Annotated in this window: 12 protein-coding genes; 3 read left to right on the plus strand and 9 right to left on the minus strand. The window is 71.9% G+C overall.

Features of this window, described 5'->3' with window-relative positions:
• Positions 1-2: 2 nt before the first annotated feature.
• The 6 genes from ftsH to nsdA all read right to left on the minus strand — a co-directional run bounded on the left by ftsH (position 3) and on the right by nsdA (position 9,733).
• Positions 3-1,955, minus strand: a complete 1,953-nt coding sequence (gene ftsH / locus ACWCV9_RS05065; protein WP_450784344.1) for an ATP-dependent zinc metalloprotease FtsH — start codon at positions 1,953-1,955, stop codon at positions 3-5.
• Between the two features lie 73 nt (positions 1,956-2,028).
• A complete protein-coding gene (gene ffh / locus ACWCV9_RS05070) occupies positions 2,029-3,576 on the minus strand; it encodes a signal recognition particle protein (RefSeq protein WP_450784345.1) in 1,548 nt (515 codons plus the stop codon).
• Positions 3,577-3,697: 121 nt separating this feature from the next.
• Complete coding sequence (locus ACWCV9_RS05075) at positions 3,698-6,142, minus strand: [protein-PII] uridylyltransferase (RefSeq protein WP_450784346.1); 2,445 nt, start codon at positions 6,140-6,142, stop codon at positions 3,698-3,700.
• A gap of 93 nt (positions 6,143-6,235) precedes the next feature.
• Positions 6,236-6,574, minus strand: coding sequence for a P-II family nitrogen regulator (locus ACWCV9_RS05080; RefSeq protein WP_100828472.1), 339 nt, complete (start codon positions 6,572-6,574; stop codon positions 6,236-6,238).
• Complete coding sequence (locus tag ACWCV9_RS05085; RefSeq protein WP_450784347.1) at positions 6,571-7,914, minus strand: ammonium transporter; 1,344 nt, start codon at positions 7,912-7,914, stop codon at positions 6,571-6,573. Before ACWCV9_RS05085 ends, ACWCV9_RS05080 begins: the two co-directional genes overlap by 4 nt.
• 340 nt (positions 7,915-8,254) lie before the next feature.
• On the minus strand, positions 8,255-9,733 hold the full coding sequence (gene nsdA / locus ACWCV9_RS05090; protein ID WP_450784348.1) for a transcriptional repressor NsdA: 1,479 nt from the start codon (positions 9,731-9,733) through the stop codon (positions 8,255-8,257).
• Positions 9,734-10,229: 496 nt separating this feature from the next.
• Between nsdA and ACWCV9_RS05095 the strand changes: the two genes are divergently transcribed.
• The gene (locus ACWCV9_RS05095) at positions 10,230-10,892 is read left to right on the plus strand and encodes a bifunctional DNA primase/polymerase (protein WP_450784349.1); all 663 of its coding nucleotides are present in this window, start codon (positions 10,230-10,232) and stop codon (positions 10,890-10,892) included.
• Between the two features lie 105 nt (positions 10,893-10,997).
• On the opposite strand, the gene ftsY is transcribed toward ACWCV9_RS05095, so the two are convergent.
• The gene (ftsY, locus tag ACWCV9_RS05100) at positions 10,998-12,212 is read right to left on the minus strand and encodes a signal recognition particle-docking protein FtsY (protein WP_385839721.1); all 1,215 of its coding nucleotides are present in this window, start codon (positions 12,210-12,212) and stop codon (positions 10,998-11,000) included.
• 170 nt (positions 12,213-12,382) lie between these two features.
• Between ftsY and ACWCV9_RS05105 the strand changes: the two genes are divergently transcribed.
• A complete protein-coding gene (locus ACWCV9_RS05105; protein ID WP_450784350.1) occupies positions 12,383-13,849 on the plus strand; it encodes a cytosine permease in 1,467 nt (488 codons plus the stop codon).
• An 84-nt stretch (positions 13,850-13,933) separates the two neighbouring features.
• Positions 13,934-14,917, plus strand: a complete 984-nt coding sequence (locus tag ACWCV9_RS05110; protein WP_450784351.1) for an LLM class flavin-dependent oxidoreductase — start codon at positions 13,934-13,936, stop codon at positions 14,915-14,917.
• A gap of 1,211 nt (positions 14,918-16,128) precedes the next feature.
• Here the strand turns inward: ACWCV9_RS05110 and ACWCV9_RS05115 are convergent.
• The gene (locus tag ACWCV9_RS05115; RefSeq protein WP_450784352.1) at positions 16,129-17,547 is read right to left on the minus strand and encodes a sugar porter family MFS transporter; all 1,419 of its coding nucleotides are present in this window, start codon (positions 17,545-17,547) and stop codon (positions 16,129-16,131) included.
• Positions 17,548-17,802: 255 nt separating this feature from the next.
• Positions 17,803-21,402 (minus strand): chromosome segregation protein SMC, encoded by a 3,600-nt coding sequence (gene smc, locus ACWCV9_RS05120; protein WP_450784353.1) that lies wholly within the window; start codon positions 21,400-21,402, stop codon positions 17,803-17,805.
• Positions 21,403-21,612: the final 210 nt, after the last annotated feature.

Here is a 21,612-nt window from a genome sequence, read left to right on the forward strand (position 1 = left end):
CCTCACCCCTCCTCGGCCCCTCCCCCGTCCTTGGCCAGCCGGGTGATCCCGGCGATCCGGTACGCCTCCGCCTCCTCCAGCGTCTCGTTCTCCAGCAACGCCTGCGCAAGGGCGTCCAGCTGCCCGCGGTGCTCGCGGAGCTTGCGACAGGCCTCCTCGTAGCACTCGTCCACGAACCGCCGCATCTCGGCGTCGATGACATCGAGCGTCTGCGGGGCGGCGGCGAGCCCGTAGGCCTGCTGGGCGTCGTTGGGCAGCGCGGAGAGCCGGCCGACCTCCTCGCTCATCCCCCAGCGCGACACCATCCCGCGCGCGATGCCGGTGACCTGCTCCAGGTCACTCTCCGAACCCGTCGTGATCACGTCGTACACCACGTGCTCGGCGGCCATCCCGCCGAGCGCGCCGATGATCCGGCCACGCAGGTACTCCTCGGTGTACGCGTACTTGTCCGCGTCCGGCGTCGACAGGGTGACCCCGAGCGCCCGGCCGCGCGGCACGATAGTGATCTTGCGAACCGGGTCGGCACCCGGCTGGAGCATGCCCAGCAACGCATGCCCGCTCTCGTGATACGCGGTCCGCCGACGCTCCTCCTCGGGCATCACCAGCGACCGCTCCGCCCCCAGCTGGATCTTCTCCAGGGCCTCCGACAGGTCGGCCTGGGTCACCGCCCGCTGCCTGCGCTTCACCGCGAGCAGCGCGGCCTCGTTGGCGAGGTTGGCCAGTTCCGCACCGGTCATCCCCGGCGTCGTCCGGGCGACCCGGGCGAGGTCCACGCCCTCGGCGAGCGGAATGTCCCGGGTGTGGATCTCCAGGATGGCCTCACGGCCGCCCCGGTCCGGCGGCGCGACCTGGACGATCCGGTCGAACCGGCCCGGCCGGGTCAGGGCCGGGTCCAGCACGTCCGCACGGTTGGTCGCCGCGATGACGACCACGCCCTCCGAACCGGAGAACCCGTCCATCTCGGTGAGGATCTGGTTCAGCGTCTGCTCACGCTCGTCATGCCCGCCCATCGACGCGCCACCGCCACGGGCCCGCCCGATGGTGTCGATCTCGTCGATGAAGATGATCGACGGCGCCAGCTTGCGCGCCTCGGCGAACAGCTCCCGCACCCGGGAGGCACCCACACCGACGATCATCTCGATGAACTCCGAGGCGGAGGCCGAGAAGAACGGCACCCCCGCCTCACCGGCGACCGCCCGCGCGAGCAGCGTCTTGCCCGTACCCGGCGGACCCGCGAGCAGCACACCGCGCGGCATCTTCGCACCCATCCGGCGGTAGGCGTCCGGGTTCTTCAGAAAGTCCACGACGTCGTTCAGCTCGCCCGCGACCTCGTCGATACCGGCCACGTCGGCGAAGGTCGTGCGCTTCTTGCCGGGCTCCAGCTCCACCGGCCTCGGCGGCGCCTTGCGCCCCAGCATGCCGCCCGCACCACCGAGCCCCGCGCTCATCCGCCGCGCAATGAAGATCCACAAGGCGACGATGACCAGCATCGGCGCCAGCGAGATCAGCAGATTGGCCAGGAAACTCCGGTGCTGCACGACCGGCTGCGCCGTGACGATGACGCCGTGCTTGGTCAGACTGGCCCACAGATCGTCGTGCGCGAACGACGGGCGCTCGGTGTCGAACTTGGTGTACGTGCCACCGCCGTCGGGCCGCTTCTGCTCCTTCTTGAGCTGGCCCTGGATGGAGTCGCCCTTGGCGTAGATCTTGGCGACATTGCCGTCGTCCACCTGCTTGGTGAACTCGGTGTACGAGATCGTCGGCTCGTTCGCCTGATCGAAGTACGACAGCACCAGGTTGGCGATCAGAAACACCACCAGCGCGGTGAGCGCCAGCCGCCACCAGCCGCCGCGCATCCTCCGCCCACCGGGCGACTGCGGCGGCGGCTCGTCGGGCGCACCCTCGGTACGCCAGGGCTGGTCGGGCGACGTGCGTGGCGGCGCGGGGTTGGTCATATGCGGACGGTACGACACCGACCAACCCCCGGCACGCGCAGCCGCGACCGCGGGGTAATCCCGCGGTCCCGGCTCAGCCCATGAACTTCTTGAACTCGTCCGGAAGCTCGAACTCCTGGCCGCCCTGCTGCGGCAGCCCGAAGGCGCCACCGCCCTGCGCGGCCGCCTCGCGGCGCTGGGCCTCCTCCAGCTCCTGCTGCCGGCGCTTCATCGGGTTGCCGGAGCGCTGCTTGCCCTTGGCCTTCTTCTGCTGCTTCTTCGGCCGGCCGGGGCCGCCGCCCATGCCCGGGATCCCCGGCATGCCCGGCATACCGCCCTGGGCCATCCGGGACATCATCTTGCGGGCGTCGAAGAACCGCTCGACCAGGTTCTTCACCGCGCTGACCTCGACACCGGAACCCTTGGCGATACGGGCGCGGCGGGAGCCGTTGATGATCGTCGGGTCCTGGCGCTCGGCCGGGGTCATCGACTTGATGATCGCGGCCGTGCGGTCGACGTCCCGCTCGTCGATGTTCTGGATCTGGTCCTTGATCTGCCCCATGCCGGGCAGCATGCCGAGCAGCTTGCTGATGCTGCCCATCTTCCTGACCTGCTCCATCTGGGCCAGGAAGTCGTCCAGGGTGAAGTCCTGGCCCTTCTTGGACGCCAGCTTCGAGGCCATCTTGGCGGCCTCTTCCTGGCTGAAGGTCTTCTCCGCCTGCTCGATCAGGGTGAGCAGGTCACCCATGTCGAGGATGCGGGAGGCCATCCGGTCCGGGTGGAAGGCGTCGAAGTCGTCCAGCTTCTCGCCGTTCGACGCGAACATGATCGGCTTGCCGGTGATCTGCCGGATCGACAGGGCGGCACCACCACGGGCGTCACCGTCGAGCTTGGACAGGACCACACCGTCGAAGCCGACGCCGTCGCGGAAGGCCTCGGCGGTGTTGACCGCGTCCTGACCGATCATCGCGTCGACGACGAAAAGGATCTCGTCCGGGCCGACCGCGTCGCGGATGTCCGCGGCCTGCTGCATCATCTCCTGGTCGATGCCCAGGCGGCCGGCGGTGTCCACGATCACGATGTCGTGGACCTTGGACTTCGCGAAGTCGATCGAGTCCTTGGCGACCTTGACCGGGTCACCGACGCCGTTGCCCGGCTCGGGGGCGTAGACGGCGACACCGGCGCGCTCGGCGACGACGCTGAGCTGGTTCACGGCGTTGGGGCGCTGGAGGTCACAGGCGACCAGCAGCGGGGAGTGGCCCTGCTCCTTGAGCCACCGGCCGAGCTTGCCCGCGAGGGTGGTCTTACCGGCACCCTGGAGACCCGCCAGCATGATCACGGTGGGGGGCTGCTTGGCGAAGCGGAGCCGGCGGGTCTCGCCGCCGAGGATGGTGACCAGCTCGTCGTTGACGATTTTCAGGACCTGCTGCGCGGGGTTCAGCGCACGCGAGACCTCGGCGCCGAGCGCACGCTCCTTGACGTTCTTGATGAACGTCCGGACGACCGGCAGCGCCACGTCGGCTTCGAGAAGCGCGATGCGGATCTCGCGGGCCGTGGCGTCGATGTCCGCCTCGCTGAGGCGCCCCTTGCCGCGGAGGTTTTTGAATGTCGCGCTGAGGCGGTCGGAGAGGGTATCGAACACGGTGGCGTCGGTCCTCGGGGTCGGAGGTGGACAGGGCTGCCCTCCAGGGTATCTGGCCCGGCGGGGCAACAGTCCCCGCACGCCGGTTCCGGCGGCCGGGACACTCCCCGCGGCCGCAAGGTCACCCCCGCAGCGTCTCCTCCAGCACCCGCGCGAGTGATCCCGCGTCGTCCGCCGGGAGCGGGTCCCCGACGCCGGTCGTGACGTAGAAGGCGTCCACGGCGTTGGCGCCCAGGGTCGACACGTGCATGCTCCGCACCCGCACGCCCGCCTTCTCCAGGGCCGTGCCGATCCGGTGCAGCAGGCCCGGCGCGTCCTGGGCCCGTACCTCGATCACCGTGGCGTGGTGGGAGGCGGCCGGGGCGACGGTCACCCGCGGTGGCGGGGCGACCCAGCCCCGGCGCCTCGGATAGGCCGCGTCGCGTTCGGCGAGCCGGCCGGCGATGTCCAGGCTGCCGTCCAGGGCACGGACCAGGTCGGAGCGGAGCCGGGCGGCCTGGGGCAGGGAGCCGTACTCGGCGGCGACCCGCCAGTTGAGCAGGAGCACCGCGCCGTCGTCGACGTCGTCCGGCAGGCGCAGGGTGCGCAGTTCCGCCGTACGGACCGTGAGGCGGTGCACGGCGAGGACACCGGCGACCGCGGGGAGCACCGCGGGCTGGTCGGGTACGGCGATGAGCAGCTCGACGCCGAGGGGTTCGCCGGAGCCCTCCTCGGCGGTGACCGGCTCGGGCTGCGCGCGCAGGGCGAGGACCGGGCCGCCGGTGCGGTGGGCCTCGATGGCGAGGCGCTCCTGTTCGGCGGTGGGCGCGACGGGCTCGGGTTCGGCCGGGGCGTCGCCGGAGAGCACCGCGGAGACCCGTCGTACGAGGTCGGCGACGAGGGAGCCGCGCCAGGCGGACCAGGCGGCGGGGCCGGTGGCGAGGGCGTCCGACTCGGTGAGGGCGTGCAGCAGCTCCAGGGTGCTCTGGGTGCCGACCGCCTCGGCGACCGAGCGGACGGTGGCGGGGTCGTCCAGGTCGCGGCGGGTGGCCGTCTCGACCAGCAGGAGGTGGTGGCGGACGAGGGTGGCGAGGACGGTGACGTCGGCGCGGTCGAAGCCGATCCGGGTGGCGACGTCCTTGGCGATGATCTCGCCGGCCACCGAGTGGTCGCCGGGCCAGCCCTTGCCGATGTCGTGCAGCAGGGCGGCGACGAGCAGCAGGTCGGGGCGGCTGACGCGGCGGGTGAACGCGGAGGCGCGGACGGCGGTCTCGATCAGGTGCCGGTCGACGGTCCAGATGTGGACCGCGTTGCGCTGCGGGCGGCAGCGGACCCGCTCCCAGTCGGGGAGCAGCCCGGTGATCAGCCCCTCGGCCTCCAGCGCCTCCCAGACCGGGACGGTGGGACGGCCGGAGCCGAGCAGGGTGACGAGTTGTTCGCGGGCCTCGGCGGGCCAGGGCGTGGGCAGCGGGCGGACGGTGGCGGCCATGCGCCGTACGGCGTGCAGGGAGAGCGGGAGTCCGGCCTGCGCGGCGGCGGCCGCGGCGCGCAACGGGAGTACGGGGTCGCGTTCGGGGCGCGCGGCGCGGGCGAGCACCACCTCGCCGTCCTGTTCCACCACGCCCTCGGCCAGGGGCGAGCGTTCCGCGACCGGTTTGCCGCCGCCGAGCATGGCGCGCAGCCGCGGGCGGACGGCGCGGGAACGCAGGACGCGCCCCACCTCGCGCCAGGTGACATCGCTGGCGTACGAGATGACCCGTGCCGCCTCGTACACCTGCCGCAGCAGCGTGTCGGCGTCGAGCAGGCCCAGCTCGGCCGCCACCTGGTCCTGTTCCTGGAGGGACAGCCGGTCGGTGGCGCGGCCCGTCGTCAGGTGCAGCGCGTCGCGGACGTCGAGCAGCCGGCGGCGGGCGTCGGCGAGTCCCTCGCGGGGGGCGTCGGCGAGCCAGGAGGCGGCGACGGCGCGCAGCGCGGTGGCGTCGCGCAGTCCGCCGCGGGCCTCCTTGAGGTCGGGTTCCAGCAGGTACTGGAGTTCGCCCTGGCGCTCGGCGCGTTCGGCGCACAGCTGCTGGAGTTCGGGGAGGCGCTTGGGGGCCTGGTTGCGCCAGTCGGCGAGGACGGCGGTGCGCAGCTGGGAGGTCAGGCCGGCGTCTCCGGCGAGGTGGCGGGCGTCCAGGAGGCCGAGCTGGACCTTGAGGTCCTCCTCGGCGGTCCTGCGGGCCTCGGCGGGGGTGCGCACGGAGTGGTCGAGGGCGAGCCCGAGGTCCCAGACGGGGTACCAGAGCCGGTCGGCGAGGGCGGCGACCGCGCCCGGGTCGGAGCCGTCGTGCAGCAGCAGGAGGTCGAGGTCGCTGCGCGGGGACAGCTCGCCGCGGCCGTATCCGCCGACGGCGACCAGGGAGGCGCCCTGGACGTCCCGGGCGGCCGCGGTGAACAGCCCGGCGAGCCATTCGTCGGTCAGCTCGGCGAGGGCGGCACGGCGCGGCGGCCCGGACCGCGCCTCCTCGGTGAGGAGACGCAGCCGGGCCGCCGCGTAGCCGCTGGGCCCCGGGTCTTCCGCTTCCGTGCGCACTTCCGTACCCGTCACCCAGCGACTCCCGTCTTCACTGTTCTGTCGGAGCGACCGTCCGTCGGAGCGACCGTCCGTCGGAGCGATCGCCCTGGCGGAGCGACCGTCGTGTCAGAGCGCGTCCGGGCCGCGCTCGCCGGTGCGGACCCGTACGGCCGTCTCGACCGGCAGGGACCAGACCTTGCCGTCACCGATCTTGCCGGTGCGGGCGGCCTTGACGATGACCTCGACGAGCTGTTCGGCGTCGTCGTCCTCGGCCAGTACCTCTATGCGGATCTTGGGCACCAGGTCGACGGTGTACTCGGCACCGCGGTAGACCTCGGTGTGTCCCCGCTGTCGACCGTAACCGCTGGCCTCGGTGACCGTCAGCCCGTGGACGCCGAAGGCCTGAAGGGCCTCCTTGATCTCGTCCAGCCGGTGCGGCTTCACGACGGCGGTGATGAGCTTCATGCGTCCACCTTCTTGGTCTGCGCGGCGGCGGCCAGGGCCGGGGAGGAGACGGAGGAGCCGATGACACCGCCGCCGGCGCCACTGAAGTCGTATGCGGTCTCGGCGTGCTCGGCCTGGTCGATGCCGGAGACCTCCTCGTCCTCGGTGACCCGCATGCCGATGGTCTTGTCGAGGAGGAAGGCGAGGACCGCGGAGACGACCAGCGAGTAGCCGAGGACCGCACCGACACCGGCGCACTGGATCCAGAACTGGTGCATGCCGCCGCCGTAGAAGAGGCCCTTGACCTGCGACTGGCCCTTGCCGGTGGCGAAGAGGCCGATCAGCAGGGAGCCGAGGATGCCGCCGACCATGTGGACGCCGACGACGTCGAGGGAGTCGTCGTAGCCGAACTTGAACTTCAGGCCCACGGCCGCGGCGCAGGCGACACCGGCGATGGCGCCGACGGCGATCGCGCCGAGCGGGGAGACGGCACCGCCCGAGGGGGTGATGGCGACCAGGCCGGCGACCGCGCCGGAGGCGGCACCGAGGGTGGTGAACGCGCCGTGGCGGATCTTCTCGTAGGCGAGCCAGGCGAGCATGGCAGCGGCGGTGGCGACCTGCGTGTTGACGAACATCAGGGCGCCCACGCCGTCGTCGTTGCCGAGCCAGGAGCCGGCGTTGAAGCCGAACCAGCCGAACCAGAGCAGACCGGCGCCGAGCATGACCAGCGGGAGGCTGTGCGGACGCATCGGGTCCTTCTTGAAGCCGACGCGCTTGCCGATGACGAGGATGACACCGAGGCCCGCCGCGCCCGCGTTGATGTGGACCGCCGTACCACCGGCGAAGTCGATCACGCCGAGCTTGTAGGCCCAGCCGTCGGCGCCCCAGACCCAGTGGGCGACCGGGACGTAGACGATCGTGAGCCACAGGGCGATGAAGAGCGACCAGGCGGAGAACTTGACGCGGTCCGCGAGGGCGCCGCTTATCAGGGCCGGGGTGATGATCGCGAACATCAGCTGGAAGACCATGAAGACGAAGATCGGGATGGTGTAGCCGTCCCAGAGCTGCGTCAGGCCGATGTTGCTGAGGCCGAACCAGTCGGTGTTCCAGCCGATGAGCCCGTTGTGCGTGCCGAAGGCGAGGGAGAAGCCGTAGAGCACCCAGAGGATGGTGACGATCCCCAGGCTGATGAAGCTCATCATCAGCATGTTCAGGGTGCTCTTGACCCGGACCATGCCCCCGTAGAAGAAGGCCAGGCCCGGGGTCATGAGCAGTACAAGGGCGGAACAGATGAGCATGAAGCCTGTGTTCGCGGACGACAGCTTGGGTGCGTCCGCCGCAAGCATGATGGCTGGTGCCATCGGCGTCTCCTCGTCGGTGTGTACGGCCCCGTGCGGGCGGTGCCTGTGCGGTCCGGTCAGTGAGGGGTGGGCCGGTTATGCGCCATGAGATTGGCGCAGCGCGGTTTCGGTGGGAGCCCCTCGCTGTTTCGCCGGGGTGACGAAGGCTGCGTGCGTGTTACGCGTCCATGAACTGCCTGATCTGGGCGGCGCCGATCGTTATCGTGGCGCAACCTTCTCCCGAGTGCGCTCGGGGAAGACAGGCCGGCCGCGGGCGGCCTCTCGATGACCTGGCATGGGGGAGCCGAGTCGGGCAGTTCGGGAGGACCGGCCGCGGCCGGGGCATGGGTGCTCGGGCCGGTCAGACGGCCTCTGCGTTCTCGGGGAGATCGACGGCGAGCTGTTCGGTGAGGTCGATGACGGCGGCGAGATCGCCGTGGTCGCGTACGGCCGTGTCGACCGTCTTTCGGATACGAGTGTTCACACGCTCGGAGCGGACTTTCTTGGCGATGTCCATGGCCTGGGAGGCGTAGGCGGTGCTCTGCTCGGGCTCGCGCTGGAGCAGGTGCACGGTGGCCATGCCGATCAGGTTGAGGGCGTACGACCGCTGGTGCTCGGTGTCCTTGGCGAACAGCTCCACGGCCCGCTTCATGAGCGGCTCGGCGAGGGAGGCGTAGGCGGGGCTGCGGCCGGCGACATAGGCGAGGTCGCGGAAGGAGTGGGAGTTCTCGCCGTACAGCTCGGCCTCGGAGAAGAAGCGGATCCAGTCGGGGTCCGGCTCGTCCCACTCGTCGGCCTCGGCGAAGGTGTCCTCGGCCATGCGGACCGCGCGCTTGGTCTTTCCGGGCTGGCCCATGTTGGCGTAGGCGCGGGCCTCCATCGCATACAGCATGGACTGGGTGCGCGGGCTCGCGCAGTCGCGGCTGCCGTACTGGGCGAGGTGGATCAGTTCCAGGGCGTCGTCGGGCCGGCCGAGGTGGATCATCTGGCGGCTCATGCTGGAGAGGATGTAGGAGCCGAGCGGCTTGTCGCCGGCCTCCTTGGCCGCGTGCAGGGCGAGGACGAAGTACTTCTGGGCGGTGGGCTGGAGTCCGACGTCGTACGACATCCAACCGGCCAGTTCGGCCAGCTCGGCGGCGATCTTGAAGAGCTTGCGGGTGGTGGCCTCGGGCTGGGGTTCCTGGAGCAGGTCGGTGACCTCGTGCAGCTGGCCGACGACCGCCTTGCGGCGCAGTCCGCCGCCGCACTGGGCGTCCCACTGGCGGAACATCCGGGTGGTGGACTCCAGCAGGTCCAGCTCGGGCCGGGACAGCCGGCCGGGCCTGCGCGCGTCGAACGCGGCCTCGGGTTCGGGGGTGATCGGCACGGCGGGCGCGGGGACGAGCCAGCGCTGCATGGGCTCGATCAGGGTGGGGCCGGCGGACAGCGCGAGCGAGGTGCCGAGGAAGCCGCGGCGGGCGAGCATCAGGTCGCTGCGCGAGAACTCGCTGAGCAGCGCGACCGTCTGCGGGGCGGTCCAGGGCAGGTCGACGCCGGACGCGGAGGGTGACGGCCGGGCGGCGCGCAGGCCGAGGTCCTCGATGGAGACCACGCAGCCGAAGCGCTCGGAGAACAGCTCCGAGAGGATGCGCGGGATCGGCTCGCGCGGGTTCTCCCCGTCCAGCCAGCGGCGCACGCGCGAGGTGTCGGTGGAGATGTGGTTGGCGCCCAACTGGCGCGCCCGGCGGTTCACCTGCCGTGCCAGCTCGCCCTTGGACCAGCCGCTGCGCACGAACCACGAGCCGAGCAGCTCGTTGGGGCGCTTGTCAGCGTTCGTCCCGCTACCGCCGTTGCCGCCCACCGGAAGGCCCCCATCCCTGATTGCGATCCTCGGTCGCCCTGGAGGGAGACCGCCTCGCGCCAAGCCCTATCAGAATGCCCGTTGATACGGCTTCCCGTCCGCCGGTTCTCACCCTTCGAACGGGTTGACGAGTTGCCTCCGGCATACCCGCGCGGGCATGTGCCCCAGGGCTCGCACACTCACAGTAATCCTACGATCACCGGTCCAGCCACGGGGATCCGGGAAACGCCACCATTCGCCACCCCTTCGAATGAACTCACGATCGGCCGCTCGCGATTCACTTGACATAGGACGAACGGAAGTGGGCGGAGTGAAGCACGCAGGGGCGCGCAACGCCCGGTGCACCACTTTCCACGCTTCCAGGCGCTGCCTCAAGTGCGCGGTCACGCGGGCTTGGCCTTCGGGCCGCACGGGAAGGCGCAGCCGTAGCGTTACGTTCCGCTTTCGTCTCGTTCCGTGTCGTAACCACCGGCGCGCTGGACCCGTTGGAGGGGGCATGGGCTTCACGATCGGCGGCATCCGCGAGATCCGCTCCGGCACGCGACGGCGCGGCCGCTCGTCGGAGTGCACCACCGTCGCCGAGTTCACCGGGCTGTGGGGCTGGGACGTGGTGCCGGGCGCGCGGGCCGCGGCGGGCGCCTGCTCGTGCGGCCGGACCGACTGCCCGGCGCCGGGCGCGCATCCGCTGGACTTCGCGCCCCAGGTGCCGGCCGGGGCCACGCTGGACGAGGTGACCAAGACCTGGTCGGACTTCCCGGGCGCCTCGGTGATGCTGCCGGTCGGCCAGGCCTTCGACGTCCTGGAGGTCTCCGAGGCCGCCGGCCGGCGCGCCCTGGCCCGGCTGGAGCGGATGGGTCTGCCGCTCGGTCCGGTGACCGCCACCCCGGAGGGCCGCGCCCACTTCTTCGTCGCCCCCGGCGCCGCCGCGGAACTCCCCCGGCTGCTCTACCGCATGGGCTGGGACGACCCCGGCGCCCTGGATCTGCGCGGCCTCGGCCCCGGTGCGTTCGTCACCGCCCCGCCGTCCGACCGGGGCGGCCTCGGCCCGGTGCGCTGGCTGCGCCCGCCCGCGCTGGACTCGGCGACCAGGCCCCCGGCGGCCCGGCTGCTGCTCGGCACGCTGGCGTATGTGGCCCACCGGTCGCGGGCGCGGGCCTGACCGCCGCCGGAGAGGGCCTGACCGCCGCCGGAGAAAGCCGAAGCTCCCGTCCCCCACTGCACCTGGGGGGCGGGAGCTTCTCACTGCGCACCTGCGGCGGCAGTCCTAGTCGCCGATCAGCGCGTCCACGAACGCCTCCGGCTCGAAGGGCGCCAGGTCGTCCGCGCCCTCGCCGAGACCGATCAGCTTGACCGGCACGCCCAGCTCGCGCTGGACCGCGACGACGATGCCGCCCTTGGCGGTGCCGTCGAGCTTGGTCAGCACGATGCCGGTGATGTCCACGACCTCGGCGAAGACCCGGGCCTGCACCAGGCCGTTCTGGCCGGTGGTGGCGTCGAGGACGAGCAGCACCTCGTCCAGCGGCGCGTGCTTCTCCACGACCCGCTTGACCTTGCCCAGCTCGTCCATGAGGCCGGTCTTGGTGTGCAGCCGGCCGGCGGTGTCGATGAGGACGACGTCGACCCCCATCTCCTTGCCTTCCTTGACCGCGTCGAAGGCGACGGAGGCGGGGTCGCCCGCCTCCGGGCCGCGCACGGTGTGGGCGCCGACGCGCTCGCCCCAGGTCTGGAGCTGGTCGGCGGCGGCGGCCCGGAAGGTGTCGGCGGCGCCGAGGACGACCGTGCGGCCGTCGGCGACGAGCACCCGGGCGAGCTTGCCGGTGGTGGTGGTCTTGCCGGTGCCGTTGACGCCGACGACCATCACGATGCCGGGCTTGCGGTCCTCGGGCTCGGTCTTCACCGTGCGGTCGACATCGGTGCCGACCAGCTTGAGCAGTTCCTCGCGCAGCAGGCCGCGCAGTTCCTGCGGGGTGCGGGTGCCGAGCACCTTGACGCGCTCGCGCAGCCGCTCGACCAGCTCCTGGGTGGGCTGCACACCGACATCGGCGGTGAGCAGCGTGTCCTCGATCTCCTCCCAGGTGTCCTCGTCCAGGTGCTCGCGCGACAGCAGCGTGAGCAGGCCCTTGCCGAGGGCGTTCTGGGAGCGGGACAGGCGGGCGCGCAGCCGGACCAGCCGGCCCGCGGTGGGCTCCGGGATCTCGAGTTCGGGAACCTCGACGGCGGCGGGGCCGGCGGGCGGCTCCTCGACGGCGACCGGCGCGGGGCCGCCCGGGAGATCAACCTCCTCGATCGTCCGGCGCGGTTCGTCGCGCGGCGTCTCGGCCTCGTCGCCGACATGCGGCTCGGCCGGGGGCGCGGTGATGTCGGGCGTCTTCGGGGGCGGCGGGGGCAGCGGCTTCCGGCGCCGGCTGCCCACGATCAGCCCGCCGAGCGCGCCGAGCACGACCACGGCGATGACTACAGCAAGGATGACGGTTTCCATAACCCGACCAGTATCGGCCATGGGGTGCCGGGGAACCGGGTTTGTGGCTTTCTCCGAGAGACAAAGGCCACGTATGGCGAGGAGTGGGAGCAAAGTACGATGGTGGCGACTCGGTTGACGCGCGTAGAGTCCGGGTCGTCCCCTGTTCCCCCACGTCTGGCCCCTTTTTCATGAGCAAAACCGTCGAGACCGAAGGCGCTCTCGAGACCCGAGGCATCGAGCAGGTCCCGGATCACGAGCGCACCGCCAAGACCCGTGAGCTGTTCCCCACCTGGGTCGGCGCCAACATCAGCGTGCTGCTGCTGACCATGGGCGCGAGCCTGGTCGTCGCGTACCACCTGGACATCTGGCAGGCGCTCGTGGTGGCCGTGGCCGCGCCGGTCGTGTCGTACGGCCTGGTCGGGCTGATCGGTATCGCGGGCAAGCGGGGCGGCGCGCCCGGTATGGCGCTGTCGCGCGCGGTGTTCGGCCAGCGCGGCAATCTGCTGCCCGGTTCGCTGATCTGGGTCGCGCGCTGGGGCTGGGAGACGATCAACGCGGTCACCGGCGCCTACGCGATGCTCACCATCCTGGACATCCTGTTCGGCCTCAAGGCGAACAGTGTGCTGGACATGGTGATGCTGCTGGCGTTCGTCGTGGCGACCTTCGCGATCTCGGGTCTCGGCATCAACGCCGTGCAGAAGTGCAACAAGTACGCCACCTACCTCTTCGGCGTCTTTTCGGTGCTCGTGCTGGTCTACCTGGCGGCGAACACGGACTGGTCGAAGGTGACGCACCAGGGCGGGGGCTCCACCGCGGCGGTGATCACGGGCATCGGCATGATCGCGGCGGGCGGTGTCAGCTGGATCCCGACGGCCCCCGACTTCACCCGCTATCTGCCGCGTACGGCCTCCTCGAAGGCGATCGTCGGTACGGCGGTGGGCGGCGCCGGCATCGTCGTCCTGCCCATGGTGCTGATGGGGGCGGTGATGGCGGTGTCCACGCCGGACCTGGCCTCGGCGACCGACCCGGTCTCCTTCCTCGGCGAGATCCTGCCGACGTGGATCGCGGTGCCGTACCTCTTCATCGCGCTGATCGGCATGCTGCTGATCAACTCGATGTCCATGTACTCGGCGGGCTTCACCGCGCAGACCCTCGGCTTCAAGGTGCCGCGGCACTGGGCGGTCTCGGTGAACGCCGTGATCTCGCTGCTCTTCGGCGGGGTGCTGATGCTGGTGGCGACGAGCTTCATGGGGTCGTTCATCGCCTTCCTGTCCCTGCTGGCGGTCGCGTTCTCCGCGTGGGTCGGCGTGTTCGGCGCGGACATGCTGCGCCGCACCGAGTACGACGGCCGGGCCATGGCCGACACCACGCGCGCCAGCGCCTACTGGTACAAGGGCGGCTTCTCCCCCGCGGCCGTGGCCGCCTGGGCGATCGGTCTGCTGGCCGGTCTGATGTTCACCACCTCGGACTGGTTCACCGGCCCGCTCGCGGGCAACAACGTGATCGGCGAGTACGGCCTGGGCTGGGTCGCCACGATCGTCGTCTCGGGCCTGCTGTACCTGGCCCTGCCGAAGCCGGCGGTCCGCCCGGTCGAGGGCGGTGCCGCGGAGCAGGCCGCCGAGCCGGTCGCGGAGCCCGTGACCGCCGACGCGTGACGGAACCTTCCGCACCCCTGGTTATCTGACACCTCGTCAGCTAAGGTCCCCCTCCTGCCGCAGCGCACCGGAGGGGGATCTGCCATGCCCGGCACGGTCGTCCGTTTCAACCTCGTCGCACCCGGCGCCGCCCCTGCCGCTCTCTCCGCCCGCTACCGGGCCGCCGTGGAGATGGCCGCGTATGCCGACGCGCACGGGATCGGCATGGTGCAGACCGAGGAGCACCACGGCGCGCAGGACAACTGGCTGCCGTCGCCGTTCGCCTTCGCGGGCGCGGTGTTCGGGGCGACGCGCCGGATCGCGGTGACGGTGTCGGCGGTGATCGGCCCGCTGCACGATCCGCTGCGGCTGGCCGAGGAGATCGCCGTACTGGACCTGCTGAGCGGCGGGCGGCTGGTGACGGTGGCCGGGATCGGTTACCGGCCCGAGGAGTACGCCCTGTTCGGCGTCGACTGGCGGCGCCGCGGCCGGCTCCAGGACGAGCTGCTGGAGACGCTGCTGAAGGCGTGGTCCGGCGACGAGTTCGGCTATCGGGGCCGTACGGTACGGCTCACCCCGCGCCCGTGCACCGATCCGCACCCCCTGCTGCTGGTCGGTGGTTCCTCCCGGGCGGCGGCCCGGCGGGCGGCCCGGCTGGGGCTGCCGTTCTTCCCCAGCGCGCATCTGCCGGAGCTGGAGGCGTACTACAAGGAGCGGCTCGCCGAGTACGGCACCGAGGGCTGGGTGATGATGCCGGCCGCCGCGACCCCGCTGCTGCACCTCGCCGAGGATCCGGACCGGGCCTGGGCCGAGTACGGCGAACACTTCCTGCACGAGGCGCTGACGTACGCCTCCTGGCAGTCGGACGGGATCCGCTCGGCGGTCCGGTCGACCGCCACGACGGTGGCGGAGCTGCGCGCGGAGGGCGTGTACCGGATCCTCACCCCACAACAGTGCCTGGCCCAGGACCTGGACACCCTGGTCCTGCACCCCCTGGCGGGCGGCATCCCCCTGGCCGAGGGCTGGCGCAGCCTCACGCTGTTCGCGGAACGGGTACTGCCGGAGCTGGAACGGCAGGGGGCTCGGTGAGGACGGGACCGGATGACGGGGTCCCGGGCGGTGCGGCCGGGTGGCCGTGGTCCTGACGGCGCGACCGGGTGGGGATGGTCTTGGCGGCGTGGCCGGGTGGGGGTGGTCTTGGCGGCGCGGTCGGTCGGCGGTGGTCCTGACGGCGCGGCCGGGTGGCCGTGGTCCGGGGCGGTGCGGCCGGGTGGCCGTGGTCCTGGCGGCGTGCCCGCCCGGTTGCGATCGGGTTCGGCGCCCGGTCCGTGACCGGTGTGTCGACAACCGCCGACGCCTTGGCTCTGCCGCTGGGAGGGTGGCAGTGCTGGACGCCCTCCGGCCGGCGGGCGGGATGCGTAGCCGACGGCTCGGTCAACAGCGCGGCCGCGCGGCTGGCGCTCCCCGTGGTGCCCGGCGCCGGCTGCCGCCGGATTCGACGCTCAGTCCAGGACCGGGGTGTCCACAACCACCGGCGCCTTGGCCCGCCACCGGGACAGCGGGAGTGCTGCGCACGGAGGGCGTGTACCTCTCGTCTCCCCCCGGGTCAGCGCCTGGCAGAGGGCCTGCCCCCGGATGGCAGGCGCTATACGGAGCCGGCGTAGCCGACGGCTCGGTGAGGGCGCGGCCGCGCGGCTGGCGCTGCCCGTGGCGCCTGGCGCCGGCCGCCGCCGGATTCGACGCCCAGTCCGGGACCAGGGTGGCCTTGGCCCCGCCGCCGGGACGGGGGCAGTGCTGCGCACGGAAGGCCCTGCTGGCGGCCGGGATGCGTAGCCGACGGGTCGGCCGCGCGGCTGGCGCTCCACGCGGTGCCCAGCGCTGGCCGCCGCCGGATTCGGCGCCCAGTCCGGGACCGGGGTGTTGGCCAGGGCTGCGGGCCCGTGCTCCGGCGTCGGCAGGTGCGCTGGTGCAGGGTCCGGGCTGTGCCCATCGCAGGGGCGGAGCCCACGGCGCGGTCCAGATGGCGGCGGGCTCGGGTCGGGCCCAAGGGGGGCGGGGTGGGAGCAGGGAGCCTGGGGCCAAGCGGGCGGGCCCGGGGGCCAGGGGGCCGGGCCCGAAGTGGGGCCGGGGCGGCTAGGGCCCGGGTCCGGAACGAGGTCAGGGCCGCCCGAGGCCGGGAGGGCGGCGTACTATGCCGCCGCCCCCGGTCCGGGCAGTGGCCGGAGCGGGGGCGGCGGAGGGTACGAGGAGAGGGGCAGCGGGGACTTGGCCCTTCTCCTCGAGTTCGAGGGGGCTGCGGGTCAGCCCATCTCCTCCAGCGACTTGCCCTTCGTCTCCTTGACGAACTTCAGGACGAACGGGATGGAGAGGGCGGCGAAGACCGTGTAGATCACGTAGGTCGCGGAGAGGTTCCAGTCGGCCAGCGACGGGAAGCTCGCGGTGATGGCCCAGTTGGCGATCCACTGCGCGGCGGCGGCCACGCCCAGGGCCGCGGCGCGGATCCTGTTCGGGAACATCTCGCCGAGCATGACCCAGACGACCACACCCCAGGACAGGGCGAAGAAGAGGACGAACACGTGGGCGGCGATCAGCGCGGTCCAGCCCTGGGTGCTCGGCAGCTTGCCGTCGACCAGGTCGTAGCTGAACGCCCAGGCCTCCAGCGCGAGGCCGACGGCCATGCCGATCGAGCCGATGAGCGCGAGCGGCTTGCGGCCGACGCGGTCGACGAAGATCATCGCGATCACGGTGCCGACGATGTTGATGATCGACGTCGTGAAGGAGTAGAAGAACGAGTCCGTCGGGTCGACACCGACCGACTGCCACAGCGTCGAGGAGTAGTAGAACGCGACGTTGATGCCGACGAACTGCTGGAAGACCGACAGGCCGATACCGATCCAGACGATCGGCTTGAAGAAGAAGCCGCCGCCGAGCAGGTCCTTGAAGGTCGACTTGTGCTCGCTCTTCATCGCGTGCTCGATCTCGGCGACGCGGGCGTCGAGGTCGATGCCGTTGCCCTCGACCTCGGCGAGGATCTCCTTGGCGCGCTCACGCTTGCCGACGGAGAGCAGGAAGCGGGGGGACTCGGGGATCGCGAAGGACAGCATGCCGTACAGGACGGCGGGGACGACCATCACGCCGAGCATGACCTGCCAGGCCTCCAGGCCCATCAGGTGGCCGCGCTGGTCACCGCCGGCGGCGTTGAGCAGACCCCAGTTGACCAGCTGCGAGATGGCGATGCCGACGACGATCGCGGCCTGCTGGAAGGAGCCGAGACGGCCGCGGTAGGCGGGCGGGGCGACCTCGGCGATGTAGGCGGGGCCGATGACGGAGGCCATGCCGATGGCGAAGCCGCCGACGATCCGCCAGAAGGCGAGGTCCCACAGCGCGAACGGCAGTGCGGAGCCGACGGCGCTGATCGTGAACAGGACGGCGGCGATCTGCATACAGCGGATGCGGCCGATGCGGTCGGCTATGCGGCCGGCGGTCGCGGCGCCGATGGCGCAGCCGATCAGGGCGACGGCGATGACCTGGGCGAGGGCCGCGGAGCCGATGTCGTACTTGCCGCGGATGGCCTCGACGGCGCCGTTGATCACGGAGCTGTCGTAGCCGAAGAGGAAACCGCCCATGGCGGCCGCCGCCGCGATGAAGATGACGTGCCCGAGGTGCTCGGGTTGGGCCGTCCTGGCTCCTGACTGAGGTGCCTGCGCTGTGCTGGTCACGTGTATCTCCTCGGGCCACGGCAACGCTGCCGCGGGTGGGGGCGAGCCCTTCCAGGTGTGTGGATCTCTGGGTTCCAGTGGCGCATACGTTCACGCCGCTCACACCTGAAGGTAAAAGCAACGTTGCAGAGACTATGCCTTCAAGTTTCGAAGTCAATAGTTCAACGGCTGTGAGTTTTCAGATATGCCCGGTAGCTCTGTGTTCAAGAAGTGAACACAGAGTGAGCTGATCTTTGGATTGATCTTGAAAAGCGGCTAGCGGAGCCGCTGGGAGATGACCTTTGACACACCGTCACCCTGCATCGACACGCCGTAGAGCGCGTCGGCGACCTCCATCGTGCGCTTCTGGTGGGTGATCACGATCAGCTGCGAGGCCTCCTGGAGTTCCTGCATGATCCGGATCAGCCGCTGGAGATTGGTGTCGTCCAGCGCCGCCTCCACCTCGTCCATCACATAGAACGGACTCGGCCGGGCCTTGAAGATCGACACCAGCAGCGCGACGGCCGTCAGCGAGCGCTCCCCACCGGACAGCAGCGACAGCCGCTTGACCTTCTTGCCCGGCGGCCGGGCCTCGACGTCCACGCCCGTGGTGAGCATGTTGTCCGGGTCGGTGAGCACGAGCCGGCCCTCGCCGCCCGGGAAGAGCCGGCTGAAGACACCCTCGAACTCGCGGGCCGTGTCCCGGTAGGCCTCCGTGAAGACCTGCTCGACCCGCTCGTCGACCTCCTTCACCACCTGGAGCAGGTCCGCGCGGGTCTTCTTCAGGTCGGCCAGCTGCTCGCTGAGGAACTTGTGCCGCTCCTCCAGCGCCGCGAACTCCTCCAGCGCCAGCGGGTTGACCTTGCCCAGCTGCTGGTAGGCCCGCTCGGCGGCCCGCAGCCGCTTCTCCTGCTCGGCGCGGACGAAGGGGCGCGGCTGGTTGCGAGGGTCCTCGGGGTCGTCGGGCAGCTGCTCGCCGTCGGCGGGGGGCGAGGGCGGCACAGGCTGGTGCGGGCCGTACTCGGCCACCAGTCCCGCCGGCTCGACACCCAGCTCCTCCAGCGCCTTGGTCTCCAGCTGCTCGATCCGCAGCCGCTTCTCGGCGCCGAGTACCTCGCCGCGGTGGACCGAATCCGTCAACTTGTCGAGTTCGGCCTTGAGTTCGCGCCCGGCGGTGCGTGCGGCGGCCAGCTCCTGCTCGCGCCGGGCCTTGGCCGCCTCGGCGACGGCCCGTTCCTGCTCGGCGCGGGTGAGGGACACCTCGACATGGGCGAGCAGCTGCCGGGCGCCGGAGGCGACGGCCTCCGCGACGGCCGCCTCGTGCCGCAGCCGGGCCCGGCGCTGCTCCGCACGCGCGCGTGCCTCGCGTTCCGCACGGGCGGCCCGGTCCAGCGAGTCGGCCCGCCCGGCCAGCCCCTTGACCCGCTCCTCGTGGGTACGGACCTGGAGCCGGGCCTCCATCTCGGTCTGCCGCGCGTTCGCCCCGTCGGCGGCCAGCCGGTCCCGCACCGAGGTGTCCGGCTCCTCCTCGACGGGCATCTCCTCGGCCACGGCCAGCCGTTCGGCCAGCTCCTCGGCCTCCATGACGGCCGCCTCCAGCGCCTCCTGCGCGCGTGCGGCGGCGGCCGTGGACCGCTCGGCCTCCCCGGCGGCCGCGCGCGCCTGTCCGGCGAGCCGGCCGAGCTGCTGGGCGACGGCCGACTTCTCCCGGTCGGCGGTACGGCGCCGCTCCCCGAGTTCCTCCACCAGGGCCGCGGCCTCGGCGCGCCGTTCGGCCGCCGTGCGCTGCTCCTGGGCCAGCTCCTCGCACCGCACCGCCAGCTCGGCCAGCTCGGCCGCGGCCTGGTCCACGGAGGCCTGCACCTCCAGCAGGCTCGGTGCCCCGGCGGAGCCGCCGTGCGCGAAGTGGGCGCCGAGGAGGTCGCCCTCGGCGGTGACGGCGGTGAGTTCGGGGTGCGCGTAGACGAGGTCCTCGGCGTCTTCCAGGGTGCCGACGACCGCGATGCCGTGCAGGAGGCGGCGGACGGCGGGAAGGAGTTCGGCGGGGCCGCGGACCAGGTCTGCCGCGAGGAGGGGGGTGCCGGGTCGTCGGTCGGCCGCGGGTTCGTCGTGGCTGGTCGCGCCCCGTGGGGGCGCTGCCCCCGGCGTCGGCTCCCCGGAGCCCGCCAGCAGCAGTGCCGCTCGTCCCCCGTCCTGCTTGCGCAGCAGACGGATCGCCTCGGCCGCTGCTGCGGGGTTCGCCACGGCGATCGCGTCCGCCGCCACGCCGAAAGCCGCCGCCAGCGGGACCTCGTAGCCCGGGGTGACCGACAGGAGTTCCGCCGCCGGGCCCAGGATCCCGGTGAGGCGGTCGCGGGCGCCGAGCAGTATGCCGGTGCCGTCCTTGCGGCGCAGGCCGAGCGCCAGGGCCTCGTGGCGGGCCTGGGTGGCGGCGCGGGTGCGCTCGGCCGCGGTGGCCGCCTCCCGGGCCGCGCTCAGCGCCGCTTCCGCCGCCGTCAGCTGCCGCTTGGCCGTCTCGTGCCGCTCGGCCAGGTCCGCGTCGTCGGCGTCCAGGCCGTCGACCTCGGCCTGCAACGCCTCGTACTCCTCCTGGGCGCGCACCGCGCGTTCCCGGGCCTCGTCGCGGGCGGTGGCCAGCCGGTCGATCTCGGCCTGGGCGGAGGCGGCGCGCGAGCGGGCCGCGTTCACCTGCCCGGACAGCCGGGCCAGGCCCTCGCGGCGGTCGGCGATGGCGCGGGCGACGTCCTTCAGGCGGCGTTCCTCCACGGCCAGCTCGCGCTCCAGTTCGGCGCGGTGGGCGACGGTGTCGTCGAGCGCGCGCTGGGCCGCTTCCAGGGCCGCCGCCAGCTCGGCCTCCTGTTCCCGGATCCGGGCGGCCTCGCGCTCCAGGTCCTCGGGGTCCCGGCCGCGCCGCTCCTCGAGGGGCGCGGAGGTGGCGCTCTTCACCCGGGCGTCGGCCAGCGAGACGGTGCCCCGGACGCGTTCGGCCAGCTGGGACAGCTCGTACCAGGTCTGCTGGGCGCGTTGCAGCCGGGGCGTGAGCCGCCGTACCTCGTCCTCCAGCCGGGCCTCGCGGTGCGCGGCCTTGCGCAGCTCCTGTTCGGCCGCCTCCTTGCGCTCCTTCAGGGCCGCCTCGTCGGCGATCTCGGCTTGCAGGGCCGCGCGCAGTCGTACCAGGTCGTCGGCGAGCAGCCGGAGCCGGGCGTCCCGCAGGTCCGCCTGGATGACGGCGGCCCGGCGGGCCACCGCCGCCTGCCGGCCGAGCGGCTTGAGCTGGCGGCGCAGCTCCTCGGTGAGGTCCTGCACGCGCGCGAGGTTGGCCTGCATCGCGTCCAGCTTGCGCAGCGCCTTCTCCTTGCGCTTGCGGTGCTTGAGGACGCCGGCGGCCTCCTCGATGAAGGCGCGGCGGCCCATCGGGTCGGCGTGCAGAACGGAGTCGAGCTGGCCCTGGCCGACGATGACATGCATCTCGCGGCCGATGCCGGAGTCGGAGAGGAGTTCCTGGATGTCGAGCAGGCGGCAGGTGTCGCCGTTGATCTGGTACTCGCTGCCGCCGTTGCGGAACATGATCCGCGTGATGGTGACCTCGGCGTACTCGATGGGCAGCGCGCCGTCGGAGTTGTCGATGGTCAGCGACACCTCGGCCCGGCCCAGCGGCGGGCGGCCGGTGGTGCCGGCGAAGATGACGTCCTCCATCTTGCCCCCGCGCAGCGACTTGGCGCCCTGCTCGCCCATGACCCAGCTGAGCGCGTCCACGACGTTGGACTTGCCCGAGCCGTTCGGGCCGACCACGCAGGTGATGCCGGGCTCGAACCGGAGCGTGGTCGCCGAGGCGAACGACTTGAAGCCACGGAGGGTCAGGGCCTTGAGGTGCACGCCGGGGCACTCTACCCGCCGCCGCTATCTCACTCCATGAACCCTCGCAACCGCGCGGTTTCGCCAGTGAACAGGGAGGGCACACCGTACGTTAAAGAGGGTGAAAGGATGCGCGGGGGAAAGAAAGAAGGAAGGGACGCCGAAGCGTCCCTTGCAACTGTGACGACCGGGTTGCGGTCGTCCGATCAACTGAGCGGTTGATACGGGCAG

The organism is Streptomyces sp. NPDC001606 (assembly GCF_053596835.1).